Source organism: Rhodovulum visakhapatnamense, from assembly GCF_004365965.1.
Taxonomy (GTDB): Bacteria; Pseudomonadota; Alphaproteobacteria; order Rhodobacterales; family Rhodobacteraceae; genus Rhodovulum; species Rhodovulum visakhapatnamense.
In genome coordinates this window covers 63,679-81,479 of the sequence record NZ_SOEB01000013.1, presented here as the reverse complement: position 1 = coordinate 81,479, position 17,801 = coordinate 63,679, and the positions used below count along the sequence as shown (strand labels likewise).

Genomic DNA, 17,801 nt, shown 5'->3' with positions numbered 1-17,801 from the left:
CGGCGGTTTTGGGATGGAGACGCCTGTGAACAAGCTTGCGCTGCTGCAACGGCCCATGGTCCGCGGGACCAATCAAAGCGGGATGCGGGCGCATAACGAACGGCTTGTGCTGACCATCCTGCGCCGGACCGGACCGTTGCCCAAGGCACAGATCGCGCGCATGACCGGGCTGTCGGCGCAGACCGTTTCGGTGATCATGCGGGCGCTCGAGGCCGACGGGCTGCTGGTGCGCAGCGAGCCGGTGCGCGGCAAGGTGGGCCAGCCCTCGGTCCCGATCGGGCTGGCGGCGGACGGGGCCTTCTTCTTCGGGCTCAAGGTCGGGCGGCGCAGCCTGCAACTGGTGCTGACCGATTTCCTGGGCGATGTGCTGGCCCGGGTCGGCGCGCGCCATGCCTATCCGACGCCCGATTCGGTGCTGCGGTTCGCGCTGGCCGGGATGGACGAGATCATGGGGCAGTTGCCGCAGTCCCATGCGGACCGGATCTCGGGTCTGGGCATCGCGATTCCGTTCCAGATGTGGGACTGGATCCAGTCGATCGGGGCGCCGCGCGCGGACATGGATGCCTGGCGGGTGCGCGATGTGCGGACCGAACTGGCCGAGCGGGTCGAATTTCCGGTCTATCTGCAGAACGATGCCTCGGCCGCCTGCGGTGCCGAGCTTGTGCTGGGCAGCGCCGAGGTGCCGCCCGATTTCGTCCATTTCTTCATCGGCTATTTCATCGGCGGCGGCATCGTGCTCAATGGCAGCCTGTTCACCGGCAGCACCGGCAATGCCGGGGCGCTGGGCTCGATGCCGGTTCAGTCCGAAAGCCGCAAAAGCGCGCAGCTTATCGACGTGGCCTCGCTGGCGACGCTGGAACGGATGCTGGCCGAGAACAACGAGGATGCCGAGGCGCTTTGGACCTCGCCCGACGCCTGGGCGATCGACGAGATCATCCTGCAGGAATGGATCCTGCTGGCCGCGCAGGCCATCGCGGTGGCCATCGCCGCCACCGGATCGGTGCTCGATATCGGCGCGGCGCTGATCGACGGCTGGATGCCGTCCTCGGTCCGGGCCCGGCTGGTCGAGGAGGTGCGCGTGGCCTTCGGTCGGATCGACACGACGGGCATCCGGCCGCCGGCGATCATGGCGGGCACCGTCGGCCCCGATGCGCGCGCCCTGGGCGGCGCCTGTCTGGCCATGTCGGAACGCTTCCTCGTCGACCAGAACGCCTTGCTGGCGCCGGTCTGAGGGGCTGCGGGCCGGGGTCAATCAAACGATTGAATTTGGTCAATCGTTTGATTAATGTCCGGCCATGTCCGACGATCCCGCCCCCCGCAGCACGCCCGAGACCCTGATCGGGGCCGCCCTCCATCTGTTCGGCCATCGCGGTTTTGCCTCGACCTCGACCCGCGAGATCGCCGCGCGGGCCGGAACGAATGTCGCCTCCATCGCCTATCATTTCGGCGGCAAGGCCGGGCTGCGCCGGGCTTGTGCCGAGGCCGTGGCCCAGCGGATCGGCAGCGCCATCGGGCCGCTTGGCGGGGCCGGGGAGTTGCCCGAGACGCCCGAAGCGGCGCAGGCGCTGCTGGACGCCGCGCTGCGCCGCTTTGTCCGCTTCATCGTCGCGGACCCGGCGGCTGCGGATGCGGTGGCCTTCATGCTGCGCGAGCTGACCGACCCGGGCGAGGCCGCCGACGTGATCTATGCCTCGGTGCTGGAACCCCGCCACCGCGCGCTTTGCGCGCTCTGGGGGCGGGCGACAGGGCAACCGGCCGAAAGCGATGCGGTCAAGCTGGCGGTGTTCGCCGCCATCGGCCAGGCTGTCTATTTCCGCATCGCCCAGCCGGTGATCGCCCGGCGGCTGGACTGGGCCGCCGTCGGGCCGGACGAGGCCGAGGCCATCGCCGGGCTGCTGGCCGCGAACCTTTCCGCCATGATCGAAAGTCACCGCCGATGATCGGGTTTCTCTGCGCACTTCCCGTCCTGTCCGCGCTGCTCCCGGCCTGTGTGCCGCCGCCGCTGGCGACCGGCTATGTCGAGGGCGAGTTCACCCTGGTCGCCCCGGTCGAGACCGCGCAGATCGTTTCCGTCGCCGTGGCGCGCGGCGACCGGGTCCCGGCGGGCGCGGTGCTGGCGCGGATGGAACGCCGCGATGCCGAGATCGCGCTGACCGAGGCTGCCGCCGCCGAGGCCCAGGCCGAAAGCCATCTGGCCGACCTGCGCGAGGGAAAGCGCCCCGAAGAGATCCGCGTGATCGAGGCGACGCTGGCCTCGGCCCGGGCCGAGGCCGCCGAGGCCGAGCGACAGCGCGAACGGATGACCCGGCTGGCCGCCCGGGGCGTTGCCAACGAGGCCGACCGCGACGACGCGATCACCGCGGCCGAGGTCGCCCATGCCCGCGTGGCCCAGGTCGAGGCCGATCTGGCGGTCGCGCGGCTGCCCGCCCGCCCGCAGGCCATCGCCGAGGCCGAGGCTGCGGTGCTTGGCGCTCGCGCCGCCCGCGACAGGGCCAGCTGGGCCCTGGACAAGCGGACGCTGAGCCTCGACCAGCCGGTGACCGTCTTCGACGTGATCGGCACGGCGGGCGAGATCGCCGGACCCTCGGCGCCGGTGCTGTCGGTTCTGGGCGAGGGCGCCGTCAAGCTGCGGCTTTATATCCCCGAACCCGCGCTGTCATCGGTGGCGGTGGGCGACCGGCTGGCGGTCGGCTGCGACGGCTGCGCGCCGGGCCTGTCGGCCCGCATCACCTATATCTCCGAGGCCGCCGAGTTCACGCCGCCGGTGATCTACTCGCTCGAGAGCCGCCAGAAGCTGGTCTATCTGGTCGAGGCGCGGCCTGAGCAGGGGACCGAACCTGAGGCCGAACCGGGGGCCGAACCGGGGGCCGGGGGGCTGAAGCCCGGCCAGATCGTCGATGTGCGGCTGGCGGAGCCCGGCAGATGACCGAACCTGCGATCGCCGTCACCGGTCTGACCAAGCGGTTCGGCGGCCGGGTGGTGGTGGACCGGGTGACGCTGTCGGTCGCACGCGGCGAGATCGCGGGGTTTCTGGGGCCGAACGGGTCGGGCAAGACCACCACGATCCGGATGATGTGCGGGCTTCTGGAACCCGATGGCGGCGAGGGCCGGGTGCTGGGCCATGACATCCGTCGCGAACGCCGGGCGATCAAGCGCCGGGTCGGCTACATGACCCAGCGGTTCTCCTTCTACGAAGACCTCACCATCGAAGAGAACCTGCGCTTTGTCGCCGGGCTTTACGGTATGCGCCCGGTGGCCCGCGCCGTGCGCGACACGCTGGCCGATCTGGGGCTGACCTCGCGCCGGGGCCAGTTGGCCGGGGCGCTGTCGGGCGGCTGGAAGCAGCGATTGGCGCTGGCGGCCTGCCTCATGCACAAGCCCGACCTGTTGCTGCTGGACGAGCCCACCGCCGGGGTCGACCCCAAGGCCCGGCGCGAATTCTGGGACGAGATCCATGCCCGCGCGGCCGAAGGGCTGACGGTGCTGGTCTCGACCCATTACATGGACGAGGCCGAGCGCTGCCACCGCATCGCCTATATCTCGTATGGCAGGCTGGTCGCGCATGGCACGGTGGCCGAGGTGGTGGCGGGCGCGGGGCTTTCGACGCTGGTGCTGACCGGCGGGCGGACCGCAGAGGCGGCGCGCGCGCTTGACGGCGCCGAGGGCGTCGAGCAGGTCGCCCATTTCGGTGCGACGCTGCATGTCGTGGGCCGCGATCCCGACCGGTTGCGCCGGGCGGTCGCCCCGGTGGCGGCCGAGATGGGCGCGCGGATCGACCCGGCCGAGACCAGCCTCGAGGACGTTTTCATCAAGCTGATGGGCGAGGCGAGGGATACCGCATGATCGGGCGGGTGCTGTCCTTCGGGCGTCTCATGGCGCTGCTGGCCAAGGAGACGATCCAGATGCGCCGCGACCGGCTGACCTTCGGCATGATGCTGGGGATCCCGCTGGTCCAGCTGATGCTGTTCGGCTTTGCCATCAACACCGACCCCAAGGAGCTGCCCGCCGCGCTTGTCGCGCCGACCCAGGACCGGTTCACCCGGGCGATGGTCTCGGCGCTGGAACTGACCGGCTATTACCGCTTCGTCGCGCCCGACGCGACCGCGGCCGAGGCCGAGCGGATGATCGCGCGGGGCGACGTGTCCTTCGTGGTGACGATCCCGTCGGATTTCGGGCGCCGGGTGATGCGGGGCGAAAGCCCCTCGATCCTGATCGACGCGGACGCGACCGACCCCTCGGTCGCCTCTGGCGCGATCTCGACCCTGGGCACGGTGGCGGGGCAGGCGCTGTCGCGCGAAGCCGGGGTGGCGGCGCCCGCGCCCGGGCTGTCGGTCGTCGTGCATCGCCGCTACAACCCCGAGGGGGTCACGCAATACAACATCGTGCCGGCGCTTCTGGGGGTGATCCTGCAGCTGACCATGGTGATGATGACCGCGATGGCGCTGACCCGCGAGACCGAGCGCGGCACCATGGAGAACCTGCTGTCGATGCCTGCGACGCCGCTTGAGGTCATGCTGGGCAAGATCGTACCCTATCTCGGCGTGGGGGCGGTGCAGGTCGTGGTGGTGCTGGCGGCGTCAAGGCTGGTCTTCGGCGTGCCCTTCGTCGGCAGTCTGACCCTGATCCTCGCGGGGGTCTTCGTCTTCGTGATGGCGCTGGTGATCCTCGGCTATCTGATCTCGACGGTGGCCCGGACCCAGATGCAGGCGATGCAGATCACCTTTTTCTTCTTCCTGCCCTCGCTGATGCTGTCGGGCTTCATGTTTCCCTATCGCGGCATGCCGGGCTGGGCGCAGGCGCTGGGAGAGATCTTTCCGCTGACCCATTTCCTGCGGCTGATCCGGGCGGTGATGCTGAAGGGGGCAGGGCTTGCCACGGTTTCGGGGTCGTTCCTGGTGCTGGGGCTTTTCGTGCTGGTGCTGGCGCTGGCGGCGCTGACGCGGTTCCGCAAGACGCTGGACTGATACGCTGGACTGATCCGCTCAGCCGCCAAGGACGCGCGGCAGCCACAGCACCAGCGCCGGGAAGGCCAGCAAGAGGCCCACGCGGAAAAGCTCGGCCAGGAAGAAGGGCAGCACGCCCCGGAAGGTTTCGGCCATCGGCACGTCGCGGGCGAGCGACGAGATCACGAAGACATTCATGCCGACCGGCGGGGTGATCAGCCCCAGTTCCACGACGATCAGGGCGAGGACGCCGAACCAGATCTTCAAGTCCTCGGTGCCCATGCCGAAGCCCGCGCCCTCGGCCATCTGGTAAAGCCCGCCATTGACCTCGACCAGCACCGGCCAGAAGAACGGGACCACCAGCAGGATCATCGACAGGCTGTCCATCAGGCAGCCCAGCACGATCAGCGCGGCCAGCAGAAGGACCAGCACCGCGAGCGGCGCAAGCCCGGCGCCCGCGATCCACTCGGCCCCCGCCTGGGGCAGGCCCGCGCGGGCCATGAAGATCTTCATCAGCTCGGCGCCCAGCAGGATCAGGTAGATCATGCCCGAGGTCGCGGCGGTTTCCAGCACCGAGGCGCGCAGCGCGGCAAGGCGCAGACGTCCCCGGAACGTGCCATAGGCCCAGACCAGCGCGACGCCCATGGCGGCGCCCGGCGTCGGGTTGTAAAGCCCCAGATAGATGCCGCCCAGAACCAGCGCGAAGATGCCCAGAACCGGCAGCACGCCCAGGGTCGCGGCGCGGAACTCGGCCCGCCCGGCCGGGGCATGGGCGGGCCCGGCGCCGGGGCAGAGCGCGACATAGCCCGCGATGGTCAGCAGGAACAGCAGCACCGCCAGCGCGCCGGGCAGCAGCGCCGCCATGAACATGGTGACCACGTTGGCCTCGACCAGGATCGCATAGAGGATCAGCACCACCGAGGGCGGGATCAGGATGCCGAGCGTGCCGCCCGCCGCCAGAGTGCCGGTGGCCAGCGCGCCCGAATAGTTCTGCCGCCGCAACTCGGGCAGGGCGACCTTGCCCATGGTCGAGGCGGTGGCGAGCGACGAGCCGCAGACCGCGCCGAAGCCCGCGCAGGCGGCAATGGCAGCCATCGCGGTGCCGCCGCGCATCCAGCCCAGCCAGGCCGCGCCCGCCCGGAACAGCGCGGCCGACAGTCCCGCCCGCCCGGCAAGCGCGCCCATCAGCACGAAGAGCGGCACGACCGATAGATCGTAGATCGAGAACTGGCCCCAGGCCAGCGTCTTGAGCTGATTGAGCAAAAGCGCCGGACCGTTCAGCGCGGCGATACCCGCGCCGCCCACCAGGATCATCGCATGGGCGATGGGCATCCGCGCCGCGATCAGCAGGACCAGCGCGCCAAGCCCGATCAGGCCCAGCATCATCGGGTCAGGCATTCCGCCTCCCGCGCGCGGTGGCGGCGTCCTCGGTCAGCGTCGCCACCGCGGCCAGCGCCAGCAGCGCCAGCGACACCAGCACCGGCAGGAAACAGGGCCAAAGCGGGATCTGCAGGATCGCCGTCGTGTAGCCATAGGCGCGCTGATCGCCGAGTCCGAGGCTCATGCGCCACAAGAGCACCCCGGCGACAGTCAGGGCGGCGAGCGATCCGGTCAGGCTCATCCGTGCGGACCAGATCCGCGAGGCGCCCATGGTGAAGACATCGGCGGTGACATTGGCGCGGGTCAGCTGGCACCAGGGCAGGAAGGCGAAGACGGCGATGGCGGTGCCGATCTCGGTCAGCTCGAAATCGCCCGGGACCGGGTGGCCGAGCAGGCCGCCGAGGATCGAGGCGAGGTTCAGCCCGACCACGCCCGCCAGCACCAGCCCGCCGAGGATCGCCCAGATCTCGGCCGCGGCGGCCAGCGCGCGCCGCAGCCTCATCGGCTGGCATGGGCCGCCACTGCGGCGCGGGCGCGGGCGACCAGACCCGCGCCGTCGATGCCGCGGCTGTCGGCATCCTCGATCCAGCGCTCGACAACGGGCTCGAGCGCGGTGCGGAAGGCTTCGGTTTCGGCGGGGCTCAGCACCTGATGGGCCTTGCCCGCAGCAGTGGTGAGGGCAACACCGGTCTCTTCGGTGGCACGCCAGATCCGGCCCAGCTCGGCCAGCCATTCGGGCCCCGAGGCCTCGCGGAACGCGGTCTGGATCTCGGGCGGCAGGCTGTCCCAGCGCGCCTTGTTCATCGAAAGCTGGAAGGTGGTGGTGCCGAAGCGGGTGTTGCGGTCGCCCTCGATCAGCCGGTCGGTCTGGTCCTGCAGCTTCAGCGCGGGCACGATCTCGAAGGGCACCAGCGCGCCATCGACCACACCCTTCTGCAGCGCCTGCGGCAGCTCGGGCACCGGCATCGCCACCGGCACCGCGCCCAGCGCCTCAAGCACCCAGGCGCCGGTGCGCGACGGAATGCGCATCTTGCGGCCCGCCAGATCGGCGGGGGCATGCACCTCGGGGCCTCGCAGCGCGATGCCGTTGCCGGCATGGACATGCAGGAACATCACCTCAAGGCCCTTGTAGTCGTCCTTGAGGTCGGACTCGAACAGATCGGCCAGCGCCAGATTGGCCGCGCCCGGATCGTTCACATAGACGTTCGGCAGCTCCATCACCTCGGTCCGGGGGAAAAGCCCCGGGGTGTAGCCGTTCACCACCCAGATCAGGTCCACGACCCCGTCGCGGGCCTGGGTGACCAGCTCGGGCGGGCGTCCGCCCAGCGTCATCGAGGGATAGATCTCGATCTTGACCCTGCCGCCCGAGCGGGCCTCGACCGCGCGCGCCCAGGGGGCCAGCGTCTCGGTCTGGGTGGGCGAGGTCGCGGGCAGGAAATGGTGCAGCTTGAAGGTGTAATCCTGCGCCAGCGCGGCCCCGGCGGTCCAGATCGCGGCGGCGGCCGTGGCCAGCAGCCCGGCAAGGCGTCGTCCCGGTTCCATCCCTGTCTCCCCCGTCTGCGGCCGCATGCGGCCGGTCGCCTCGGCCTACACCGGGACGGGAATCCGGTCAACGGCGGGGGGGCGGGGCGGGATTGACCATGCGTTGACGCGGAGGGGGCAGGATCGTCCGGTCCGCAGCCGGGAGCGGGGGGCACAGGGCGGGGCTGACAGAATTGTGAGCCGCTGTGACTTCGTCCGGGCAACGGGATCGCGCCGGGCCGCGTTGAGGATCTGTCGCGACCGCAAAAACCATAGCAAGGGAGACGAAAATGACCCGCAAACGCGAACGCCGCGCCCCGAAGCCCCGGGACGAACGGGAAACGCCGCCGACCTGGCGCTTTACCGACTGGGCGATGATCTGATCGTAAAAACACCGGATCTCACCACCCGGCAGGGGCGGTGGATCAACGGCAATCGGGCCGGGCTGCGCGAAAGGCGCGTCCGGCCCGTCGTGTGTCTGCGGTCTTAGAGAGCGACCAGCTTGACAGCCGATTCACGGCCGTCGCGGCCGGCTTCGATCTCGAACGAGACCTTCTGGCCGTCCTGCAGGCCGGTCAGGCCCGAGCGTTCCACGGCCGAGATGTGCACGAACACGTCCTTCTTGCCGCCGTCCGGGGCGATGAAGCCGAAGCCTTTGGTGCTGTTGAACCATTTCACGGTGCCGGTAGCCATCCCGTGTGTCTCCTCATGTGGTGCCGCTCGCGGAAGTGCAGCGGCTCGGCTCGTCAGGGATCGATCGAGGTACTGACGGCCGCTTGAGCGAAGACAGTGGTCGATAGAGGTAACGTCGCGCCGTGCCATATGGGGCTTTTCGTGAGTCGCTGCAAGAAAATTCCGTGACAATGGCCTGTCTTTGCGGTCGCGGGACGCGCTGCCGCAGGGGGCATCCGGTCGCACGGCTGTCGCGCGACGGTTGCGCGACGGTTGCGGGGCAGATGACGTGCTGCGGCGAAAGCGGACCCGGCAAGGCGTTGTCGCGTCTGTTAATCGCGCAATAGCTCCCTATCTTGCGCAGGAGCGATTAGGATCGTCTCAGGACCGCTTCCACGGGAAGGTGCATGGTACGGCAAATCGGGTTCTCCGTCCTGCTCCTGGCAGGGACGCTCGCGCTCTGGATCGCCTTCGTGCCCGGGGCGCGGCCGGTGCTTGACCGTCTGGGCGTGTCCGCGCTGATCGGGCTCGATCCGGCCGCGCCTGCCGGGACCGCGGGGTCGGGTGCCCGGCCGGGCGGCCCCGCCGCTGTCACCGTGTCCGAGGTCGGCGAGGGCCGCATCCAGGACCGGGTGGCCGCCATCGGCGACGGCCGGGCGTTGCGCGCGGTGACGGTGCGGTCCAAGGTCGCGGGCGAGGTGGTCGAGATCGGCATCCGCGACGGCGAACGGGTGGCGGCGGGCGCTCTGATCGTGCGGCTGGACGACGAGGCCGAGCGGATCGCGCTCGACCGTGCGCGGCTGGTTCTGGAAGACGCCCGCGACGAGGCCGACCGGGTGACCCGGCTGGAAACCACGGGGGCCGTGACCGAGGTGCGGCGGCGCGAGGCCGATCTGGCGCTTCGCACCGCCGAGCTGGAACTGCGCCAGGCCGAATTCGATCTGTCCGAACGCACTGTGCGCGCGCCCTTCGCGGGCTGGGCGGGGGTTCTCGACATCGCGGTGGGCGACCGGGTGTCCAGCCAGGACGCGCTGGCGACCATCGCCGACCGCAGCCGCATCCTGATCGATTTTCACGTCCCCGAACGGGTGGTGGGCCAGATCAGGGAGGGGCTGCCGCTGACCGCGCGGCCGCTGGGCATGCCCGGTCTGACGCTGGAGGGCCGGGTCCATGCCGTCGACAACGCGGTCGACGCGGCCAGTCGCACGCTGCGGGTGCAGGGCGAACTTGACAATACCGACGATCTTCTGCGCGGGGGCATGTCCTTCGAGGTGACGCTGAGTTTCGAAGGCGAACCGCTTCCCGTGGTCGATCCGCTGTCGGTGCAATGGTCCAGCGCGGGCGCCTATGTCTGGGCGGTGCGCGACGGGCGCGCGGCGCGGGTGCCGGTGGCGATCCGCCAGCGCAACGCCGACAGCGTGCTGGTCGAGGCCGATCTGACGGTCGGCGAGCCGGTGGTGGTCGAGGGGTTGCAGACGCTGCGCGAGGGCGCCGAACTGCGCATCGTCGGGCCGCAGGCGGGGCTTGGCCTGCCGCGCCCGCCGGGCGATGCGGGCTAGGGAGGCGACGCCATGCTGCAAGAGGCGATGCGCGAGGCGGAATCCGGCGGCACGTCGCTGTTCGTCCGCCGCCCGATCCTGGCGCTGGTGGTCAGCGCGCTGATCGTCCTGGCGGGGCTGGCCGCGCTCTTCGGGGTCGAGATCCGCGAGCTGCCCAATGTCGACCGCCCGGTCGTCACCGTCACCACCGAGTTCACCGGCGCCGCCCCCGAGACCATCGACCAGGAAATCACCAGCCGGATCGAGGGGGCGGTCGGCCGGGTGTCGGGCATCCGCTCGATCGAATCGAATTCGCGCTTCGGGCGCAGCCGGGTGACGCTGGAATTCGCCGAAAACGTCGATATCGACGTGGCCGCGAGCGACACCCGCGATGCCGTCGCCCGGATCCAGCGCGACCTGCCCGACGAGGCCGACGATCCGCGCGTGGTCAAGGCCGATGCCGATGCCCAGCCGGTGCTGCGGGTCGCGGTGACCTCGTCCCGGCGCTCGGCCGAGGCGCTGACCGAGATCGTCGAGGACCGGATCGAGGACCGGATCGTGTCGCTGCCGGGCGTGGCCGATGTGCAGGTCTATGGCGACCGGGCGCCGATCTTCCGGGTCGATGTCGATCAGGCCCGGCTGGCCAGCCGCGGGCTGACGCTGGCCGATCTGGCCGAGGCGCTGTCCGATGCGGGCTTCAATGCCGCCGCGGGCGATCTGGAGGGCGGGCGGCAAAGCCTCAGCGTGCGCACCACCGCCATGGTCGTGTCGGCCGAGGCCTTCGAGGATCTGCGGATCGCCCCCAACGTCTTCCTGCGCGACGTGGCGCGGGTCGATCTGGGCCCCGAGCCCAATACCTCGGTGCTGCGCGCCAATGGCCGGACCGGGATCGGCATGGGGGTGATCCGGCAGGCGGGCAGCAACACGCTCGACATCTCGCGCGAGGTGCGCCGCACCGTGGCCGAGCTGGACCGCAGCCTGCCCGACGACATCTCGATCTTCGTCACCTCGGACGATGCGGTCTTCATCAAGGGCGCCATCGCCGAGGTGCTGAACACGCTGGGGCTGGCGGTCGCCATCGTGGTTCTGGTGATCTTCCTGTTCCTGCGCGACCTGCGCGCCACGCTGATCCCGGCCTTGACCATGCCGGTCTCGTTGATCGGCACGCTGGCCGCGATCTATCTGGTGGGCTTCTCGGTCAACATTCTGACCTTGCTGGCGCTGGTGCTGGCGACCGGCATGGTGGTCGACGACGCCATCGTGGTGCTGGAAAACATCGTCCGCCGCCGGGCCGAGGGGATGGGGCCGCGTGCCGCCGCCGTGCTGGGCACCAAGCAGGTCTTCTTTGCCGTCGTCACCACTACGGCGACGCTGGCCGCGGTCTTCGTGCCGCTGTCGTTCCTGCCGGGGCAGGCGGGCGGCCTGTTCCGCGAATTCGGCTTCACGCTGGCAATGGCGGTGGCGATTTCCTCGGTGGTGGCGCTGACGCTGTGCCCGGTGCTGGCCAGCCGGATGCTGGCCCGCGCGCCCGGGACCGAGCGGGGCCTTGGCGCGCGGATCGGCGCTGCGCTGGGCGGGCTGTATCGCCGGACCCTTGGCTGGGCGCTGGCCATGCCCGTCGTGGTCGTGCTGGGCGCGGGGCTTTTCGCCGCGACCGCCGTCCTTGTGGCGGGCGGCGTCCGGCAGGAGCTGACGCCCAAGGAGGACCGGTCGGTCGCGCTTTTGCGCATCCAGGCGCCGCAGGGCGTGTCGCTGGACTATACCCAGTCCAAGATGGCCGCCATCGAGGACGCCATCGCGCCGCTGCGCGACAATGGCGAGATCGTCAACATTTTCTCGATCGCGGGCTCGGGCGGGTCGGACAGCCGCGGGTTCATGGTCTTCACGCTTGCCCCCTGGGAGGCGCGCGCGCGCAGCCAGGACGAGATCGTGACCGATATCAACGCCCGGCTGCGCGGCGTGATCGGGGTGCGCGCCTTTTCGATCCAGCCCAATTCGCTGGGCATTCGCGGCGCGGGCAGCGGCATCAGCGTGGCGCTGACCGGCGAAAGCTACGACCGGCTGGCCGAGACCGCCCAGGCGCTGGTCGAGCGGATGCAGGATGACGGCGCCTTCGGCGAGGTCCGGCTCGATTTCGAGCGCACCCAGCCCGAGCTGTTCGTCGAGGTCGACCGCACCCGCGCCGCCGATCTGGGCATCGACATCTCGGGGCTGGGCGAGGCGCTTCGGGCCTTCCTGAACGGGCGCAGCGTCGTTTCGGTCTTCGTCGGCGACCAGAATTACGACGTGCAGCTTGTGTCCTCGGCCGAGCCGGTCGATGACCCGGGCGATCTGGAGAACATCTTCGTCAAAAGCGCGGGCGGGCGGATGGTGCCGATGTCGACCTTCGTGCGGCTTGAGGAGCGCCCCGTCGCGCCCGATCTCGACCGGCTGGATCAAAGCCGCGCGGTGTCGATCTCGGCCGATCTGGGGCCGGGCCAGTCGCTGGGCGGTGCCTTCGAGCGGATCGTCCAGCTGTCGGACGGGCTTTTGTCCGATGACAACCGGATCCTGCCCAAGGGCGCCGCGGCCACCATGGACGAGACCAATTCCGGGCTGTTGCTGATCTTCGGCTTCGCCATCGCGGTGGTGTTCCTGGTGCTGGCCGCGCAGTTCGAAAGCTTCATCTCGGCCATCGTGGTGATGGCGACGGTGCCGCTGGGGCTGGCCTGCGCCATCTTCGCGCTGCTCGTGACCGGGCAAAGCCTCAATGTCTACAGCCAGATCGGGCTGGTGATGCTGGTCGGCATCATGGCCAAGAACGGCATCCTGATCGTCGAGTTTGCCAACCAGCTGCGCGACGGCGGCGCGACGGTGCGCGACGCGATCTATGACGCGGCGACGATCCGGCTGCGCCCGGTGATGATGACCATGGTCTCGACCGTGCTGGGCGGCGTGCCGCTGATCCTGTCCTCGGGGGCGGGGGCCGAGGCGCGCGAGGCGCTGGGCTGGGTCATCGTCGGCGGGCTGGGGCTGGCCACGCTCTCGACGCTGTATCTGACGCCGGTCGCCTATCTGCTGCTGGCGCGGTTCTCGCCGCCCCGGGCCGAGGAAAAGCAGCGTCTGGCGCGCGAGCTGGAAGAGGCGCTGGCGGGCTGAGCGGGGGCGCGGGGCGATATGTTCTGGGAGGTCGGGGAAATACGGCCCGGGCGGGGACGTGCGCCCGGGCCGCGACGGCGGGGGGAGGCCATTCAAGAGGCCGGCGAGGGGGCCGGCCCGAGGTGCATCCGTGAACGTGACCCTGTCCGCTATCGCCCCGGTCCAACGCCTCGGCGCGCCATCGGTTCCCGGCCCCCTGCAAAAATCGGGTGGGGCGGGGCGCGGGGGTTTCCTTCCGTGGCGGCGGCTGAGATGCTGGGCGCCGCCCGAAATACCGCGAAAGGGGCCGGAATGATCGGCCGACCCCGTGCAAGATCCGCCTGTGCCCGCCCACCGGGGCGGGTGGGCGTTGTCGGGGGGCTCTGATGGGCGGCTGGGCGGAATTCGCGGCGGCCTTCGCGCTGTTTCTTCTGTCCCATGCGGTGCCCGCGCGGCCCGGGGTCAAGGCGCGGCTGACCGGGGCACTCGGGCAAAAGGGCTATCTGGCGGCCTATGTCGCGGTCTCGCTGGCGCTTCTGGCCTGGCTGATCGTGGCGGCGGGGCGCGCGCCTTTCGTCGCGCTCTGGCCGCCCGCGCCCTGGCAGCCCTGGCTGCCCAATCTGGTCATGCCGGTCGTCTGCCTGCTGATCGCGGGCGCGCTGGGCGCGCCGAACCCGCTGAGCTTTGGCGGCGCGGGCGATGCGCGCTTCGATCCGGCGCGGCCGGGCATCGTCGGGGTGACCCGGCATCCGCTGCCCGTGGCGCTGGCGCTCTGGGCGCTGGCCCATGCCGTGGCCAACCCCGATCTGGCGCATCTGCTGCTGTTCGGCGGCTTCGCGGGATTTGCGCTGGCCGGAACGGTCGTCATCGACCGGCGGAACCGGCGCCGGATGGGCCGCGACTGGGACCGCCTTGCCGCGCGCACCGCGACCCTGCCGCTGGCGGCGCTCGTTTCGGGGCGCTGGCGCCCGTCGGGGCCGCCGCCGCTCTGGCGGCCGGGACTGGGCCTTCTGCTGTGGACGGGGCTTCTGGCGGCCCATCGCCCGGTGATCGGGGTCTCGCCGCTGCCCTTCTAGCCAAAGCGCCTCCGTCAGTCCTCGACGGCGTCGGCCGCGGCGCGCGCGCTGCGCCGGCCGGCCCAGGCGGGCAGGATCACGACGAGAGCCGCCAGGCCGTACAGCGCGTTGCTTTTCCAGTCCTCGATCAGGATCCCCCAGTCGCCCGCCGAGATCGACAGCGCCCGGCGCAGGTTGTTTTCGAAGAGGCTGCCCAGCACGAAGCCCAGGATCACCGGGGCCAGGCTGAAATCGAGCTTGCGCAGCACCCAGCCGAAGATCCCCAGCAGGATGATGAGGTACAGGTCGAACGGGTTGCCGACGATGGAATAGACGCCCACGAAGGCCAGCATCGCGATCAGCGGCGTCAGGTAATGCTGTGGCAGGGTCAGCATCCGCGCGAACAGCCCGACCAGCGGCAGGTTGATGATCAGAAGCGCCACATTGCCCAGATACATCGAGGCGATCAGGCCCCAGGCGATCTCGGGGCGCTGGGTGAACATCAGCGGCCCGGGCTGGACGTTGAACATCAGAAGCGCCCCCAGCAGGATCGCCGTGGTGCCCGAGCCGGGGATGCCCAGCGTCAGCATCGGCACCAGCGCGCCGCCCGCCGCGGCGTTGTTGGCCGCCTCGGGCGCGGCCAGCCCGCGCATGTCGCCGGTGCCGAAGCTTGCGCCCGACTTGCCCGCGAGCCGCTTTTCGGTGCCATAGGCCACGGCCGAGGCGACCGAGGCGCCGGTGCCGGGCAGAATGCCGATGAAGAAGCCGATCACCGAGCAGCGCAGGATCGTCCAGCGGGTGCGCAGCAGATCGGCGCGGCGCAGGAAGGACCGGTCGACCGGCAGCGTCTTCAGCCGCCCCGAGACCTGCTGTTCGACCAGGTGCAGAAGCTCGGCCATGCCGAAGAGCCCGATCACCACCACCAGAAAGTCGATGCCCGCCAGAAGGTCGGGGATGCCGAAGGTGTAGCGCGGCACGCCGGTATTGGCGTCGATCCCCATGGTGGCCAGCATCAGCCCGATCACCGCGCCAAGAAGGGTCTTGATCCCGTTCCGGCCGACCAGCGAGGCCAGCGAGGCGAAGGCGAAGACCATCAGTGCGACATAATCGGCGGGCGAGAAGGTGACCGCGAACTTCGCCAGCAGCGGCCCGAACAGCGACAGCCCGATCACCGCCAGCGTGCCGCCGACGAAGGAGGCGACGGCCGACAGCGACAGCGCCCGTCCCGCCTCGCCCTTCAGCGCCATCGGGTGGCCGTCGAGCGTGGTCATCACCGCGCCCGCATCGCCCGGCACATTCAGCAGGATCGACGAGATCCGCCCGCCATATTCGGCGCCGTAATAGATGCCCGCCAGCAGGATCAACGCGCTTTCGGGCGGCAGTCCCAGCCCGTAGGCGATGGGCAGCAGGATCGCCACGCCGTTGATCGGCCCGATCCCGGGCAGCGCGCCGATCAGGGTACCGGAAAAGCAGCCGATCAGCACCAGGAAGATGTTGAGCGGGGTCAGCGCGACGGCAAAGCCGGTGGCAAGGCCGCTCAGGACGGTTTCCATCGAGGGTCTCCTATAGCCGGGGCAGGGGGCCTTCGGGCAGGTTGAGGTCCAGAAGCCCGGCGCAGAGAAGATAGCCCAGCACCCCGGTTGCAAGCCCGAAGACACCCGCCCGAACGAGCGTCGCGCCCAGAAGTCGGGCGGCGATCGTGCCGAAGAGGAGCGTTGCCAGCACAAAGCCGAGCGGCTCGTAGAGGCCGGCATAGCCGACCAGAAGCGCCACGATCGCGGCCAGCCTCAGCCAGGTGCCGCCCCGGGTGTCGAACCGGTCGACATCGGGTTTCCAGAGAATGCCCGCGAGGCAGAGCGCGGCCAGGACCGACAGGATCCGGGGCCAGCTTTCGGGGCCGAGCGGGTCGTATTGAAAGGGCGCCCGGATGACGGTGAAGGCAAGCCAGCCATAGCCCAGCGTGACGGCCAGCAGAAGCCCGGCAAAGATGCGGTCGACCATTCGGGGTTCTCCAGGAACGGGCAGGGATAGGGGCAGGGGTCGGGTCCGGCGCTGGCCGCACCCGGCGCGCGGGTCCGGATACGGAGCGCCGGACCCGGAGGTGGGGCTTTCGGGATTACTGGATCAGGCCTGCGTCGCGGGCGATGTCGCGCAGCTCGCCGATCAGCTGCTTGACCTGGGCATCCATCTCGGAACCCGACAGCTCGAGCGGCATCAGCCCCTTGCTTTCGCGGGCCTGCCGGTAGGCCTCGGTCTTGTAGGCCGCGGCGAAGGCGTCGGCCCAGGCCTGATAATCGGCGTCGGGCACGTTCTTGCCCATGTAGAAGCCGCGCATGATGGTCCATTCGGTGTCATAGCCCAGCTCTTTCGCGGTCGGATAGGCGTCGAAGGGCGGCTCCAGCCGCTCGGGCGCCAGCACCGCGAGGATGCGCATGCTGCCATCGCCGATATGCGCCGCCATCTCGCCCACATCGCCGGTATAGACCTGGATCGCGCCGCCCAGCAGCCCGGCAATGGCGTCGCCGCCGCCGTCATAGGCGACATAGCGCATCTGGCGCGGATCGGCGCCGACCGATTTCAGCAACAGCGCGCCCTTCATCCAGTCCTGCGACCCGACCGAGCCGCCGGCGCCGACCACGACGCTGCCGGGATCGGCCTTGAATGCGTCCATCAGCGCGCCGAGGTCGGCATAGGGGCTGTCGGCCCGCACGATCACCGCCCCGTAATCGGCGCCCGCGGTGGCCAGAAAGCGCACGTCGTTCTCGGTGAAGGTACCGAACTTGCCGGTGGCGATGTTCAGCAGCGAGCCCGAGGAAAACGCCACGATGGCGTTGGAATCGTCGGTGCGGGTGGTGTTGAACTGGTTGAAGGCCACGGCGCCGATGCCGCCTGGCATGAAGGTGACCTCGATGGGCCTGCCGAACGCGCCATCCAGCCCCTGCTGGGCGATCCGGCAGGTCAGATCGAACCCGCCGCCGGGCTGGGCCGGGGCGACGCATTCGGGGGCGTCGATTTCGGCGAGGGCAGGCAGGGCCGCTGCCAGCGAAATGCATGCCGCTGCCGCGGCGCTCTTCAGGCTCATGATAGTCCTCCCATCGAGACGGGCAGGGCCGAAGAGGTTGCCCGCGTCTTGCGATGGGTCATTGTTCGTCGGAGGAAGGGGTTGCGTCAAGCCGCCGCAGGCAGGGCATCGACACGTCTCTGCGCGCTGGCCGAGATCCCCTGGAGCGGGCGATGAGATTCGAACTCACGACCCTTACCTTGGCAAGGTAATGCTCTACCCCTGAGCTACGCCCGCATCCATTGGGTGAGGGGGGATTTATAAACTCCGGCCGGGGCCTGCAAGGGGAAAATCGCGGGAACGGACGGGCGCGTTCCGGCGCGCGGCAGAACGCCCGGGGGAGGCGCGCCAAAAGCCGCGAGAGCACCGGTCCGGTGCCGCGACTGTCGATCCTGTCGAGAGAAATTGGAGCGGGCGATGAGATTCGAACTCACGACCCTTACCTTGGCAAGGTAATGCTCTACCCCTGAGCTACGCCCGCATCCATTGGGTGAGGGGGGATTTATAAACTCCG

Annotated in this window: 15 protein-coding genes and 2 tRNA genes; 8 read left to right on the top strand and 9 right to left on the bottom strand. The window is 69.9% G+C overall.

The window, feature by feature from the left end; genetic code table 11:
• The first annotated feature begins 25 nt into the window (after window positions 1-25).
• From EV657_RS12775 to EV657_RS12755, 5 genes are all read left to right on the top strand, one after another.
• Window positions 26-1,231 (top strand): ROK family transcriptional regulator, encoded by a 1,206-nt coding sequence (locus EV657_RS12775; RefSeq protein WP_337248266.1) that lies wholly within the window; start codon window positions 26-28, stop codon window positions 1,229-1,231.
• Between the two features lie 64 nt (window positions 1,232-1,295).
• Window positions 1,296-1,940: a CerR family C-terminal domain-containing protein gene (locus EV657_RS12770; RefSeq protein WP_113670254.1), complete on the top strand. Its 645-nt coding sequence runs from the start codon at window positions 1,296-1,298 to the stop codon at window positions 1,938-1,940.
• A complete protein-coding gene (locus EV657_RS12765) occupies window positions 1,937-2,926 on the top strand; it encodes an HlyD family secretion protein (RefSeq protein ID WP_134078151.1) in 990 nt (329 codons plus the stop codon). The genes EV657_RS12770 and EV657_RS12765 overlap by 4 nt, the downstream gene beginning before the upstream one ends.
• Window positions 2,923-3,843, top strand: coding sequence for an ABC transporter ATP-binding protein (locus EV657_RS12760; RefSeq protein WP_134078149.1), 921 nt, complete (start codon window positions 2,923-2,925; stop codon window positions 3,841-3,843). Before EV657_RS12765 ends, EV657_RS12760 begins: the two co-directional genes overlap by 4 nt.
• On the top strand, window positions 3,843-4,964 hold the full coding sequence (locus tag EV657_RS12755; RefSeq protein WP_113670292.1) for an ABC transporter permease: 1,122 nt from the start codon (window positions 3,843-3,845) through the stop codon (window positions 4,962-4,964). Before EV657_RS12760 ends, EV657_RS12755 begins: the two co-directional genes overlap by 1 nt.
• Window positions 4,965-4,982: 18 nt before the next feature.
• On the opposite strand, the gene EV657_RS12750 is transcribed toward EV657_RS12755, so the two are convergent.
• From EV657_RS12750 to EV657_RS12735, 4 genes are all read right to left on the bottom strand, one after another.
• On the bottom strand, window positions 4,983-6,341 hold the full coding sequence (locus EV657_RS12750; protein WP_134078147.1) for a TRAP transporter large permease: 1,359 nt from the start codon (window positions 6,339-6,341) through the stop codon (window positions 4,983-4,985).
• On the bottom strand, window positions 6,334-6,825 hold the full coding sequence (locus EV657_RS12745; RefSeq protein ID WP_134078145.1) for a TRAP transporter small permease: 492 nt from the start codon (window positions 6,823-6,825) through the stop codon (window positions 6,334-6,336). Before EV657_RS12745 ends, EV657_RS12750 begins: the two co-directional genes overlap by 8 nt.
• The gene (locus EV657_RS12740) at window positions 6,822-7,865 is read right to left on the bottom strand and encodes a TRAP transporter substrate-binding protein (protein WP_134078143.1); all 1,044 of its coding nucleotides are present in this window, start codon (window positions 7,863-7,865) and stop codon (window positions 6,822-6,824) included. The genes EV657_RS12745 and EV657_RS12740 overlap by 4 nt, the downstream gene beginning before the upstream one ends.
• Before the next feature lie 465 nt (window positions 7,866-8,330).
• Entirely contained in the window at window positions 8,331-8,537 is a 207-nt protein-coding gene (locus tag EV657_RS12735) for a cold-shock protein (RefSeq protein ID WP_075785262.1), read from the bottom strand.
• Window positions 8,538-8,923: 386 nt separating this feature from the next.
• Between EV657_RS12735 and EV657_RS12730 the strand changes: the two genes are divergently transcribed.
• The 3 genes from EV657_RS12730 to EV657_RS12720 all read left to right on the top strand — a co-directional run bounded on the left by EV657_RS12730 (window position 8,924) and on the right by EV657_RS12720 (window position 14,247).
• On the top strand, window positions 8,924-10,075 hold the full coding sequence (locus tag EV657_RS12730; RefSeq protein WP_134078141.1) for an efflux RND transporter periplasmic adaptor subunit: 1,152 nt from the start codon (window positions 8,924-8,926) through the stop codon (window positions 10,073-10,075).
• Between the two features lie 12 nt (window positions 10,076-10,087).
• Window positions 10,088-13,192, top strand: a complete 3,105-nt coding sequence (locus EV657_RS12725; protein WP_134078138.1) for an efflux RND transporter permease subunit — start codon at window positions 10,088-10,090, stop codon at window positions 13,190-13,192.
• A gap of 365 nt (window positions 13,193-13,557) precedes the next feature.
• Window positions 13,558-14,247, top strand: a complete 690-nt coding sequence (locus EV657_RS12720; protein ID WP_134078136.1) for an NnrU family protein — start codon at window positions 13,558-13,560, stop codon at window positions 14,245-14,247.
• A 14-nt stretch (window positions 14,248-14,261) separates the two neighbouring features.
• Here EV657_RS12720 and EV657_RS12715 read toward each other — a convergent pair whose 3' ends face one another.
• The 5 genes from EV657_RS12715 to EV657_RS12695 form a co-directional block, all read right to left on the bottom strand.
• Window positions 14,262-15,779, bottom strand: a complete 1,518-nt coding sequence (locus EV657_RS12715) for a tripartite tricarboxylate transporter permease (protein WP_134078135.1) — start codon at window positions 15,777-15,779, stop codon at window positions 14,262-14,264.
• Between the two features lie 10 nt (window positions 15,780-15,789).
• Window positions 15,790-16,227, bottom strand: a complete 438-nt coding sequence (locus tag EV657_RS12710) for a tripartite tricarboxylate transporter TctB family protein (RefSeq protein ID WP_113670264.1) — start codon at window positions 16,225-16,227, stop codon at window positions 15,790-15,792.
• A 115-nt stretch (window positions 16,228-16,342) separates the two neighbouring features.
• Window positions 16,343-17,308, bottom strand: coding sequence for a tripartite tricarboxylate transporter substrate binding protein (locus tag EV657_RS12705; RefSeq protein ID WP_075785268.1), 966 nt, complete (start codon window positions 17,306-17,308; stop codon window positions 16,343-16,345).
• Window positions 17,309-17,449: 141 nt separating this feature from the next.
• A tRNA-Gly gene (locus EV657_RS12700) sits at window positions 17,450-17,524 on the bottom strand.
• A 169-nt stretch (window positions 17,525-17,693) separates the two neighbouring features.
• A tRNA-Gly gene (locus EV657_RS12695) sits at window positions 17,694-17,768 on the bottom strand.
• Between the last annotated feature and the right edge of the window lie 33 nt (window positions 17,769-17,801).